The following is an 11,751-nucleotide window of genomic DNA, read 5'->3' as shown; positions in this document are numbered from 1 at the left end:
ACTTCCAGCAATGGCTGACGATGATGGAAGAACGTGCCCGAGACGGAGATCTGTTGTCCGCCACCCGACTGGCCGAGGCGCAGCGATGGCTGGATGAACGTCAACCTGATATCCCTCACGGGGTCGCCGATCTCATCGAACTCAGTAGCGTAATCATTCTCGAACAGCAGAAGACCCAACAACTGCTGAGCGAATCCCAGGAACTCACCGAGCAGCTCCGTGAACGGTCGGCCGAACTGGAAGTGCGGCAGAGGTACCTGCATGAATCCAATACCAGGCTAGAGGAACAGGCCGAAATTCTCGCGCAGCGAAACCGTGACATCGAGGCAAAGTACATGGAAATCGAGATGGCACGCGAGGTCCTGGAGGAGCGCGCTGAGCAGCTAGCTGTCTCTATGCGGTTCAAGTCCGAGTTCATCGCCAACATGTCGCACGAACTACGAACCCCCCTCAACTCCCTTTTAATTCTGGCCAAGTTGCTCACCGAAAATTCAGAGGGGAGACTCTCGCAGAAGCAGCTCGAATTTGCCCAAACGATCCTCTCTACCGGCAGAGATATCCTTCAGCTGATCAACGACGTCCTCGACCTTTCGATGGCCGAATCAGGCAAGATGGATGTTATGGCCACAAGCGCGTCGCTTGCGCAGCTCGCCCACAGCCTTGAGACCAGGTTCCGACCGCTTACTACAGAGAAGAAGCTTGCCTTCACCGTGCGCGTCGCGTCCGCCCTTCCAGACATACTTCTCACCGATGAGCAGCGGCTGCTGCAGGCGGTACGCGAGCTGCTGTTCAACGCGGTGAAGTTCACCGAGTCCGGATCGGTGGCATTGGTCGTCCGGCCCGCCGGCCCGGATGTCCCGATGGCCATACGGGAGCAGCTACTGGAGGCCGGTTCGCTGGCCCATCCCGATGCGGAACTGGTCGCATTCTCCGTGACTGACACCGGTATCGGGATCGCGGCCGACAAACTGCCGGTGATCTTTGAGGCGTTCACGCAGGCGGCCGACGTGATCAGCCGAACGTACGGCGGTACGGGCCTGGGCCTGTCTATCGCGCGGGAGGTCGTGCGGCTGCTCGGCGGTGAGATCCATGCACAGAGCAAGCCGGGACGCGGCTCTAACTTCACCATCTACTTGCCGCTGCGCCCGAGTAAACTGCCACCGCGTACCTTCGCCCTGGCAGAAGCTCACGACGATGTATCCGCGCTCTTCGCGCCACGCAGCCCCGAAATCTCCGACCCTGATCGATGGGGTGATCTGGAGCAGCCAGCAGGGACAGAGCCCCGCTTGGATATCCGATTCAGCGGTGAGAAAGTGCTGATCGTTGACGACGACATCCGCCACCTTTTTTTGATCACCGCCGTCCTGGAGGAGTGCGGACTGAACGTCCTTTACGCCGCGAGCGGTCGCGAGGCAATCGAAGTACTGAAGCAGGAAGACGACGTGGCGCTTGCCCTCATCGACATCGCGACACCCGAGGCGAACGGCTTGGCAACAATCACAGCGATCCGTGGCATGCCCGCGTGCGCCGGACTAGCAATCATCGCGGTGGCCGCCATGGCGATGAAGATTAATCGGGACACGGCGATCGAATCGGGAGCTTCCGACTGCATGGTCAAGTCCGCCGTTCCCAACATCTTGCTGCCGCTGCTGCGTCGTTGGATTGAGGCACGTCGTACCGATTCAGAGGAAGCTCACTGATTGGACCAGCGACCTGCCTGGCAGGGCAGGGCTTCGGCGTAGTCGCGTGACGCCCGGTTCGTGTCGATCTGCCAGCTCGGCAGTGCTCCCGGAACGTGACAGGCACGGCTTCCAAGATCATGGAGTTCTCTACGCCCCGTGATCCAAGTGGAAGACGGTGCCTGCCGACGCATCATCTCTGATCCCGCCTGCCCTTGACCAACTGCGCGCGAATCCGCAGGCCGGACCCGAGGAGGTCCCGGGTCTGCTGGAGCGGTTGGCCGAGGTGCCGGACCCTCGTGACCCGCGCGGGGTGTGCCACCGCCTGGCCGTCGTGCTCGCACTCACCGCGTGCGCGGTGCTGGCCGGAGCGACCTCGCTGCTGGCGGTGGGCGAATGGATCGCCGATGCCCCGGCGTATGTGCTGGAACAGGTCGGCGCCGACCCCGATCCGCTTCTGCCCAGGCGGGTCCTGGCCGGTCCGCCACCCCCAAATCGTTGCCGCGGGGCGGCACTACGGTCTCCAAGTACATACGTCGGCTGCACCAGCTGCCGTCGGCTCCGCATACCCTCGCGCTCGGCGAAGCACGGCGGGTCCTGCCCGACCAGACCGTCCGCTTCGGCTCCGTGCGCTATTCCACCCCGCCCGGCCTGGTCGGATGCGAAGCCTGGGTCCGCGCGGACGGCGACGAACTCGTCGTCATGGTCGACCTGTCGGCGCTTGCCCCCCGGCCCGACTGGATGCAAGGCACGACGCGAACTTGCCGCAGCCATCGGCCCCGCAGACGACCGCAACCTCCGGCACACACTCAACAATCCCTTCGCAGCCACAGGTCTGCCGTGGTGCATGCGCCGAATCGATGTCTGACCGCCCAGCCGCTTCTACTTCTGCCCGACATCCCCGAACTCTCGGGCAAGGCCCGCTGCCAGCACTCACCGGCATTCGTTCCTACCCCTCGCCTATGTAGCCAATGGCCCGATCGCCGGGTCAGGGTCTGGAGTTGCTCATGTCGAGCGAGAACACCTGATAGCGGCGGCGGAAGTTGACGACCAACTCCTCCACGGTCGGCGCCTCCAGGGGCCGGTTGTACTGACCCGTGATACCCCGCCGGGCGAGTTCCTCCAGCACCGCCGGGACGGCGGGATCGGCTTGGGTCTCGCGCTGTTCGGCCCACACGTTGTAGATACGGAACTCCAGCAGATAGCGGCGCAGCGTGGCCGGGGCGACGGGTGAGCCGTTCCGGTTCAGGATGCCCAGTGCGGCGAGATGCCGGGAAAGCTGCGGGCCGGTGGGCTCCTGGCCGTGCTCGGCGATGTAGCCCTCCCAGGCAAGGAAGTACCGGTCCACGACGGTCAGCGTCTGGTCCACAACCTTGCCGTTCTGTCCGCCGCTCGCCTGCGCCGGTCCTGTATCGCCCGCAGGCTGCTCCTCCGGGCTGGGCTGCGGCCCGCTGAGAGTGGTCTCGTTGCCGGTCTCTGGCACCTGTTCAGGCTGGGAATCCGATCCGGTCGAGGGGCGCGGAGCGGGCACCATCTCGGACAGTGCGGCCGGTTGGGCAGGCAGGACCTGGTCGACCGGGCCCGGCGTGTGCAGCGGTGTACCGAAGAACGGATGGCTGCTGGCCGCCGGGGCGTCTTCCTCAACAGCGGGTGCTGCGGGCGCCTCTGGCACCGGGGCGTGCTCCGGCGCCGACAGGAAGGGAGCCAGCACGGCGGCAGGAAGCGAGCCGCCCGTGGCGGGATCCGTGATGCCGTAAGCCTCTGCGAGGAACCAGCCGAGCTGACCCGGATCCGGCATATAGCCGAACTGCGCAGCGAACGCACGGACCGCGTCGGCGAAGTCCACCTGCCGCTCCGGCCCCTCCCACTCCCCCACAAGCGCCGTCTCAACAGGGCTCGCACTATCCGGCTGGACCAAGCTCTCAAGTCCGGGAGCAGACGCCTGGCCTGCCTCCAGGAGCGGGCCGGACTCGCCCTCCAACTCCGACGGAGCTGCGGGCACATCCGTACGTTCAAGGGCGACGGCCGGCGGGGGCGGCAGGAGCACCGGTTCCATGCCGGCGGCGGCGAGGCCGGCCGGGGCGGTCTCGGCGAGTGGGACGCCGTATTTCGCGAGGCGCAGCGGCATGAGGGACTCGACGGGGGCCTTGCGGCGCCAGGCGCGGCCGTAGACGGACTGGAGGCGGGCGCGGTAGATCAGGCGGTCCTGTTCGAGCTTGATGACCTGTTCGTAGCTGCGCAGCTCCCACAGCTTCATGCGGCGCCACAGCCGGAAGGTGGGGATCGGCGAGAGCAGCCAGCGGGTCAGGCGCACGCCCTCCATGTGCTTGTCGGCGGTGATGTCGGCGATCCGGCCGACCGCGTGCCGGGCCGCCTCGACCGAGACCACGAACAGGACCGGGATGACCGCGTGCATGCCCACGCCCAGCGGGTCCGGCCAGGCGGCGGCGCCGTTGAAGGCGATGGTGGCGGCCGTCAGCAGCCAGGCGGTCTGGCGAAGCAGCGGGAAGGGGATGCGCATCCAGGTGAGCAGCAGGTCGAGGGCGAGCAGCACACAGATGCCCGCGTCGACGCCGATCGGGAAGACGTAGGAGAAGTTCCCGAAGCCCTTGTGCAGCGCGAGTTCGCGGACCGCCGCGTACGAACCCGCGAAACCGATCCCGGCGATCACCACGGCACCCGCGACCACCACCCCGATCAGAATGCGGTGCGTGCGCGTCAGCTGAGCCGGGTGACTCACCAACAGCCTCCTCGTCTCGTTCAACCGTTCCTTGCAGTGCCTCGGCCTGAAGATCCGTCCACACTTTCACGGTCGGCGACATTCCTCAGGCAGTTGGGACACAGTCACGGCAGCTGTAGTTCTTGATCACGGCTGGTCGTGATGGCGGTGTCGTTGCTGGTGGCAGGCTGTCGCGATGGCTTGGTGGTGGCGGCGCCAGGCGGTCCAGTACAGGACGTGATCGCGATCGCGGACTGGTGGGGGCAGTGTGAGGGCCCGCAGGAGACGGATGAGTTCGGGGCAGGTCAGCGGGACAAGCTCGGGCCGCTCCTCGGTGGCCTCGTGGACGGTGGCGGCCGTAAGGGCGAGGACAGCGGCGGCGATCAGGGAGAACAGTGACCAGCGCATCCAGGAGTTCCAGCAGGTCACTTGACCCTGGTCGAGTCCGGTGAAGCCCTTGGCGAGTTGGAAGGTCTCCTCGATCCGCCACCTGCGGGAGATCACTTCCACGAGCGTGCCGAGCGAGACGTCACCGGGAGCCCAGCAGCGGAAGTAGGACACCTCGCCGGTGTAGCGGTGCCGACGCGCGACCAGAACGCTCGTCCCCGCCCGGTTCTCGTTCTCGTCGGGAGCGTCGTCGTGGCGGATGTCGAGCCAGGCCCAGTCGTACTCGCGGGTGCCCTTGGTGCCGTGTCCGGTCTGCCGGCGCATCCACTGTCCGGGCCGCACCTTGTTGATCAGTTTGCGGGCCTCCCACCGGCGGCCCGCTCCGTCGGTGACCTGGTACGTGGCGGCGATGCCAACCGTGTAGCCGATCCCCAACGACCGGACACCCCGGCGCAGTTCGCGCCCGCAGTACACCTCGTCGCCCGCGAACCAGCGTTCCTCGATCCCCGTGGCGAGTGCGTCGGTGACCATGGCCAGTGCCTGCTGCGGTTTCGTCGCGAACACGATCTCCTCCGGCACCCCGGTCACCTCGCGGCGTTCCTCGTCCGCGGCCCAGTCCGCCGGGAGGTACAAGACCCGGTCGATGATCACCTTCACTGTCGTCGTGACCGCCGCCAGATGCACCGCCACCTGACACAGACCGACACCGCCGATCGCACCCGAGTACTGCCGCCCCGCCCCCACGCAGTCCGTGGAGGACTTTGCGTCGCCCGTCTCGTCCACCACCAACATCACGTCCTGCCCGGCGAGTTCATCGGCCACCAGACGGGCGATCTCTGCCCGGGCCCGTTCGTGGTCAAAGCGGGCGCGTGACAGCAGATGCTGCAGCCGGTGCGGGCCAGGGTGCCCCAGCGCCTGCCCGAGCGTCCAGCAGTTGCGCGTGTCCACCTCCAGCAGCAGCCCCACGACCAACTCCGCCGCCGTCGCCCGCGCCTCACGCCGCCCGAAGCAGCCCGCGACCGCCCCCATGGCCCTCCCGAACGTCTCGCTCCACACCTGCTCGGCTATCGTGGCTTCCACGGCCACCGCGTCCTGATACGTCGTCACAAACGTTCATGATCGCGGTGGCCGTACTCATGTCCTCACCCGCCCCTGCGAGGCACTGACCAGCACAGACGCCGGAACTACAGCTGCCGTGACAGTGCCTGGCGCCACAAGAAGTTCGACCAGTCACAGCTCCCTTCCTCCATCGCCGCGACGAGGACAAAAGGCATTCCGGGGAGGCTGAAAGCGCTGTACGGCCCCCTGACCGCCTATCAGGCTCTCGCATGGCCCATCACACCGGCGGTCTCGAGTTCGGGGCTCTCTGGCGCCATTCTGCACGTCGCTTTTCTGCTGTTTTTTGGGAATAGTTGAGAATGTCAGGTCGGATGGTTGTCTGCTAGGGGGTTGTATGAGCCTGGGTATCTACACCAAAAATTTCGCGCACGCCGACGTCGCACCGTCGTTCAGCGACGACAGGGACGAGTCCTTCAGGAATCTCCGTGAGGGGGCGCCGTGGAACTCGTTGCGGCGGGGCGTGCACGCCAATGCGCACACGCTGTTCAACGCCATCCAGCTCCGGCGGCTGGTCGAGGAGCTGGAAGCCCTGCCCGAGCATGAGCAGGTGCCCATCGTGCACAAGGTGCTCGACGCTGCGCAGTTGGCGATCCGGAACAGTGGATACGTGCTGTTCGTCGGCGACTGATCGTCCGCTGCGGGCCGTAACCCGGTACATCAACCGCGCGTTGCCCAGACCATGGATGATCTCTCAGCACCTGTGGTGGGCACGTACTCCAACACACCGCGCGAGCCGTTGATCACGCTGATGGAGGCGCGAGAGGCGGTCCGGCTGCTGATGCATTTCGCCGAGGTCGCCGACGGGGACTCGGAGGAGGAACTCGACGCGTTCGCACTGGCCACCGACATCGCCGGCCGGCTGCCGTCGGAGTGAGCGGGTCAGAGATCGTAGAACTCGGTGTCGGCAAGCGCCTGGGGAAGTGACCGCGTCATGATGATGTAGACCGGGCCATACGGGGTTTCGGAGCGGAGCGCTTCGAACTGGTCGAGGTCATGGCTGCAGAATCGACGGAGCAGGACGTTCATCTGCTGGAACTCACCATCTGAGAGTCTGCCACCGTCGTCCGTCTCGTTGACCACAGCCGCACAATACCTGGCTGACGAGACACCGTTCACTGGCGCCGCCGCTCCCCCGTCCAGGCGCGTTGCACAATCCGCCGGTAGGCGGTGGGGAGCGCGAGGGCGGCGCCGATGCAGATCCCGACGAGGAGTCCGTGACCGTCAGACGGTCGCGACCCGCGTCGGGATCATGGCTACCTCTTCCAGGTGGGCCGCGCAGGCCGGGTGGTACGTCGTCCTGCGGTTCAAGGCAAGCACCAGGTGGTGCCCGGCCCGCCGTACTCGATCGTGGCCGCGGTGGACGTTCGGGACGGGGGTTGTGGACGCGGTCATTCTGGAACCCGATGGGGGCGTTGCTGTGGTGACGTCGGTCCAACTCCGGACATTCGTCCCGCGGGTTCGTCGCCGACCCCCACCTTCCTGATCACAAGGAGAGTCGCTCCACAATCGCGCGCCAAATGCACGGACGAGCAGGCTTCACCCTGCTCCGCCACCGAATCCCCCTCGGGTAACAGCCCCCACAGTCACCACCGAAAGTGAGACAGGGCCGAACGTCTTACAGTCCCCACTGCGGCGATCCAGCGCTGTGCAACTTCTCTCGGAAGCTTGCGCAGCTCGGGACGCCAGACCACGCCACCTGACGCGCCACATTCGCTACGGTGCATCTCCGGCCATTTTCGCAGCCGCCGCCTCCCCTCAACCACCATCTATCCGTTGATAGTACTAATTATTTCCATTCAGGCGAGAACACCCTTTCGAGGGACGTCAGCGAAGCTTGCCCAGGGTCTAGAATCCTGATCGTTCTCACAGCTGGTGAAAATTTTCGACTCGATGTGAAAATGAATGGCCTTCAGTGCGAGCGGGCCAGCAGTGAGGCGTTGTTGCTGACCACAGGCGGAAAGGCAGATAGGGCATGGGCAAGTGGGAGAACGGAATGGCAGCCGACCAGATCGGCGCTGCTCGGTGGCAGAAGGCTCGGGCCAGTGATGCCAAGAACGACTGTGTCGAGGTTGCACGACTGGGTGAAAACGAGTTCGCGGTACGCAACTCGCGGTTCCCCACCGGTCCCGCGCTGATCTTCACGAAGGAAGAGATGGACGCGTTCGCACACGGAGCGGGCCTGGGAGAGTTCAGCAACATGCCTGTCTAAAAGAAGCAGAGGACGGTTGCCCTTCGAGCGGGCAGACTGTTCTCCTTGGCGCGCCGACGGGAAACCGTCGTTCATTGCGAGGAGTTCAGATGTCCACTCGGGTTCTTGCCCTGGTAGGTCGGGAGGGGCAGGCGCCGCCTGCTACGCCGCATGCCGCAGCACAGCTCATCGGAGCCCTGCTGCGGCATCTGCGTGTCCAAAAGAAGCTGACCTTGGAACAGGCAGTCGCCCACAAGATCCCCGGGATCGGGTCGCTCGCGACGCTCCAGCGGTGCGAGAAGGCCACTGGCAGGCTCAAAGAGGAGCGCGTATATGCACTGCTCCGCTTCTACGACGCTCCTTCCGTCGTCGTCCGGGAGGCAGAGGCGCTCATGAAGCAGTCCCACGGGCAACAATGGTGGACACACTACGCCGACGTCGCTGGCGAGATCATGAACGGCCTGTTCGCTCTGGAGACGCACTCCAAGATGATCAGGACCTGTCAGCAGATCCTTGTGCCTGGCATGCTGCAGACTGCCAACTACTCGCGTGCGGTCATGAAGAGTTTCTACGGCTCCTACCCCAACCCGAAGGAGAGGGAGAAGGAGCTCGCGAGGGTCGAGCGGCGGCTGGAGATGCGCCTCCACCGCCAGCACCTGCTCGATCAACCCGACGCGCCCATGTTTGAGGCCCTGATCGCCGAGCAGGCGGTGAAGAAGCTCAGAGGCGGCAAGATCGTGATGCGCGAACAGCTGCGCCAGCTGTACAACTTCGCCGAGAACAAGCCCAACGTGCACATCCGCATCCTGCCCGAGTCCGCCACGCTGGACGACGATCCTGTCCATCCGGCGATGACACTGTTCAAACCGCATGACAGCGCCACCGGCCGGACGATCTACCTGGAGGACATGAACCGCGGCGGCACCTTCTTGGCCGAACCGAACGAGGTGGAGATCTACCAGGCGTCGATCGACGACTGGTGGGCCAGGGCTCTGTCTAAACGGGAGACCCTCGACTGCCTGCAGAAACGTATTGACGAGCTAGCCCCCGGCGTTGACGAGTAGTCACGCGATGCGGGCTACGGCGCCGTACTCGATCCATTCGGTGGTGTACTGACGCGGAGCGAGATCACTGTCCGGGAGCCAGTGTGAAACCTCGACAGGCCTTGGAGTCTCCAGCACCTCAAGGCCGACGAAGAATCTCTCCACTTCCTCGATCGACCGCACGCGGCCCCAGTTGTCACCCGTGATCTCCTTCATGAACTGCGTTACGCTGTCCCGCAGTTCAGGCTGATCACTGGCCAGTTGGGAGATGACCATGAAGCTTCCGGGCGGCAGTAGGCCGGCGACCCTGCCAACCAGCGCCCACGGGTCGTCTGCGTCAGGAATGCAGTGGAGCACGCTCACGAACATGGCCGCAACCGGCTGACCGTCTCGGAGCAGGTGGCGAACTTCCTCGCTCTTAAAGATGGCTTCAGTGTGGCGCATGTCGGCGTTGAGGACCGCTGTGGTGTCCGGGTCTTCGGCCAGCATCATGCGTCCATGACCCAGAACGATGGGATCATTGTCGATGTAGACGACCTCGCTGGCCGGGTCGACCTCTTGCGCGACCTGGTGCAAGTTAGGCCGGGTCGGCAACCCTGAACCGTGATCCAGAAAGCGGCGCACCCCATGCTCGCGGGCAAGGTATCTGCCCGCTCGCACAAGGAACGCCCTGTTCACGAGCGCCAGCTCGCGGGCGCTGGGAGCGAGGCGCAGCAGCTCCTCACACGCCTCCCGGTCTACGGCATAGTTGTCTGTGCCGCCCAGAAGACAGTCATACATTCTGGCGACGCTGGGCTTGCTGGTATCAACGATGAGGCGCTCCCCAGGCTCGCGACGGCCGCGCTCACCTGCGGCAGCGCGCGCCGTCGACAACAGACGCCCATGCTATGAGAGTTGTTTCCAGGAATGCCAGCGCCATCCACCATCGAGGGACGCACCTTCGAGTCAAACAAGCCACGCCCCTTGGCTTGTCGCGCACCGACGCACACCGGGTGGCCTTCGAGGTGTTATATCAGGTGCTGAGGTTGTGCAGAGCCCGACTGTGCAGCAGGCTGAACTGGGCTTCCTCCAGCCCCATGGCATAGCTGGCCTGCCGGGGGGTCAGGCCCAGTTTGTGGCGCAGGATGAGCGCGTCCGCTTCCTTTCGCTCAAGCATGTGGTGCATTCGGTCGGCTGAGTCCGTCCTTCGCGACGCGCATTCCTGGGAGAGCAGGTCCCAGGCGGCCGCTGACGGAGATGCGCTTCCCAGTACAGCTGGCCAGCGAGCGGCGACTTTCGACAAAGCAGCGCGGGCCAGTTCTTCGCCCCGGTGCGGCGACCCGACGACGACACTGCTGAAGCGCCAGTAGACGGGCCAGTGGTCGTTGCAGAAGACCATGTATGCCAGCGGAGCGCTCCCGGGCCGCGTCGGCGGTCGGCAGAGTTGCGAGTGGTTGACGGACGGCTTGCAGTTCGCGCGCGGCCTTCGAAGGTCGTGGCGCTTGGGCATGGTGTCCACCCCGCAGGTTCAAAGAGCAGCGGCTCCGACCGCGCTCGACGACGCTGTCAAGCGCGGCACGGGGCCGCAGCAGATGTTGGAACGGCAGAACGCGCAGTAGCCAGGCCCGCTCCCCCGACGTCACAAGCGGACAGCAGCCGTCGTGGCCGTGTCTTCTGCTTGACGTCGCGGCGCAAGCTGCACGGGCTGGCCGGCGCGTTAGCGGGTGTAGCTGATCCTCACAAATGAGATGGCGCTCCGGTCCGACCATGCGGTCGCCGTCATCATCATCTGGACTTCCGGCGCCAGAGCGCCGGGCCAGATGACCGCAACCGCCATCACCGCGACGGTCAGCGCGGAGCCGAATCGGAAGTTGAGCAGGAAGACGCTGGCAACAGCTGTTTGGAGGAGGACCGGCAGCGGAATGCTCACTGCGGGCTCCGTCTGCAGAAGGCGGGACAGCCCCCGCCGAACGTGCTGAATCAACTCTCGTACCTCCTGGTGCAGTCGATTGGTTAGGCACGAGGAACAGGGCCCCGAGGCGAGCGCCAGCCAACTCGGGGCCCTGTTCCATGCCGATCGCACGCTAGTCACATCGCTCGGAGAACCGTACGAGCTGCAAATAATGAAAAGGGAACCGGGAACTCTTGACGTGCCCCGAAATAGACGTCAGCAGCGCTCGATTCATGAAAGGACGAAGTCACCAGTGGCCACATATGACGCACTGCGTGATCTCATTCGAACAGAAACGATCGCTGCGCTTGAAAAGTGACTGGTTGCCCTCGGCCCACCTCCACTCGTTCGAGGGACATCACTGGCCCATCACGCTGACGTTCTGGAATTGTCACGGCCTGTCAATCAGGATTTGCCCACGCCCAATGGCAGACGACAGCGCGGCCACATCGCGCGCTGACAACCCATTCCAGGCGGATCCTCCGCAGATGACAATGACAAACACCGACAGAATGGCGCGCATTGTAGCGGCGGGTCGCCAGCTACCAAACCGGCGATCCTCCGCCAGCAAACGTTACGGAGGCTTCGCCGCCGTTCTGCAAGGGCCACCATGCCAGGGGCTCGTCGACGGTGAAGTGCGCGTAGGTCATCGAGCCGGAAGCCAGAGGCAGCCGCCCCTGCACCGA

12 protein-coding genes and 2 pseudogenes are annotated in these 11,751 nt (G+C 64.8%); 7 read left to right on the top strand and 7 right to left on the bottom strand.

Features of this window, described 5'->3' with window-relative positions; all coding sequences use genetic code 11:
• Positions 1 to 41 precede the first annotated feature (41 nt).
• The 3 genes and pseudogenes from OG522_RS40435 to OG522_RS41505 all read left to right on the top strand — a co-directional run.
• Positions 42 to 1,607 (top strand): annotated as a pseudogene (locus OG522_RS40435) (ATP-binding response regulator); the annotation flags it as partial.
• A 250-nt stretch (positions 1,608 to 1,857) separates the two neighbouring features.
• A pseudogene (locus OG522_RS41510) lies at positions 1,858 to 2,130 on the top strand (transposase family protein); the annotation flags it as partial.
• Positions 2,076 to 2,726, top strand: coding sequence for a Mu transposase domain-containing protein (locus OG522_RS41505; RefSeq protein WP_443074881.1), 651 nt, complete (start codon positions 2,076 to 2,078; stop codon positions 2,724 to 2,726). The pseudogene OG522_RS41510 and the gene OG522_RS41505, both read left to right, overlap by 55 nt.
• Here OG522_RS41505 and OG522_RS40425 read toward each other — a convergent pair.
• A complete protein-coding gene (locus OG522_RS40425; RefSeq protein ID WP_329468501.1) occupies positions 2,668 to 4,419 on the bottom strand; it encodes a DUF2637 domain-containing protein in 1,752 nt (583 codons plus the stop codon). The two genes, OG522_RS41505 and OG522_RS40425, sit on opposite strands and share 59 nt — an antisense overlap.
• A 126-nt stretch (positions 4,420 to 4,545) precedes the next feature.
• On the bottom strand, positions 4,546 to 5,892 hold the full coding sequence (locus OG522_RS40420) for an IS701 family transposase (protein WP_329468500.1): 1,347 nt from the start codon (positions 5,890 to 5,892) through the stop codon (positions 4,546 to 4,548).
• Between the two features lie 346 nt (positions 5,893 to 6,238).
• Between OG522_RS40420 and OG522_RS40415 the strand changes: the two genes are divergently transcribed.
• Entirely contained in the window at positions 6,239 to 6,532 is a 294-nt protein-coding gene (locus OG522_RS40415; RefSeq protein ID WP_329468499.1) for a hypothetical protein, read from the top strand.
• A gap of 51 nt (positions 6,533 to 6,583) precedes the next feature.
• Complete coding sequence (locus OG522_RS40410) at positions 6,584 to 6,778, top strand: hypothetical protein (protein ID WP_329468498.1); 195 nt, start codon at positions 6,584 to 6,586, stop codon at positions 6,776 to 6,778.
• 5 nt (positions 6,779 to 6,783) lie between these two features.
• Here the strand turns inward: OG522_RS40410 and OG522_RS40405 are convergent, their stop codons facing one another.
• Entirely contained in the window at positions 6,784 to 6,984 is a 201-nt protein-coding gene (locus OG522_RS40405) for a hypothetical protein (protein ID WP_329468497.1), read from the bottom strand.
• Positions 6,985 to 7,125: 141 nt separating this feature from the next.
• A complete protein-coding gene (locus tag OG522_RS40400) occupies positions 7,126 to 7,296 on the bottom strand; it encodes a hypothetical protein (RefSeq protein ID WP_329468495.1) in 171 nt (56 codons plus the stop codon).
• Positions 7,297 to 7,897: 601 nt separating this feature from the next.
• Here OG522_RS40400 and OG522_RS40395 point away from each other — a divergent pair.
• A complete protein-coding gene (locus OG522_RS40395) occupies positions 7,898 to 8,113 on the top strand; it encodes a DUF397 domain-containing protein (RefSeq protein WP_329468494.1) in 216 nt (71 codons plus the stop codon).
• Between the two features lie 212 nt (positions 8,114 to 8,325).
• Entirely contained in the window at positions 8,326 to 9,156 is an 831-nt protein-coding gene (locus OG522_RS40390; RefSeq protein WP_329468493.1) for a DUF5753 domain-containing protein, read from the top strand.
• On the opposite strand, the gene OG522_RS40385 is transcribed toward OG522_RS40390, so the two are convergent.
• The 3 genes from OG522_RS40385 to OG522_RS40375 all read right to left on the bottom strand — a co-directional run bounded on the left by OG522_RS40385 (position 9,157) and on the right by OG522_RS40375 (position 11,044).
• Positions 9,157 to 9,948, bottom strand: a complete 792-nt coding sequence (locus OG522_RS40385; protein WP_329468657.1) for an SAM-dependent methyltransferase — start codon at positions 9,946 to 9,948, stop codon at positions 9,157 to 9,159.
• A gap of 199 nt (positions 9,949 to 10,147) precedes the next feature.
• A complete protein-coding gene (locus OG522_RS40380) occupies positions 10,148 to 10,291 on the bottom strand; it encodes a hypothetical protein (protein ID WP_329468491.1) in 144 nt (47 codons plus the stop codon).
• Between the two features lie 540 nt (positions 10,292 to 10,831).
• Positions 10,832 to 11,044 (bottom strand): hypothetical protein, encoded by a 213-nt coding sequence (locus tag OG522_RS40375; RefSeq protein WP_329468489.1) that lies wholly within the window; start codon positions 11,042 to 11,044, stop codon positions 10,832 to 10,834.
• Positions 11,045 to 11,751 lie beyond the last annotated feature (707 nt).

Origin of the sequence: Streptomyces sp. NBC_01431, from assembly GCF_036231355.1 — a bacterium.
GTDB lineage: Bacteria > Actinomycetota > Actinomycetes > Streptomycetales > Streptomycetaceae > Streptomyces.
This window is presented reverse-complemented; position numbering and strand designations above follow the sequence as displayed.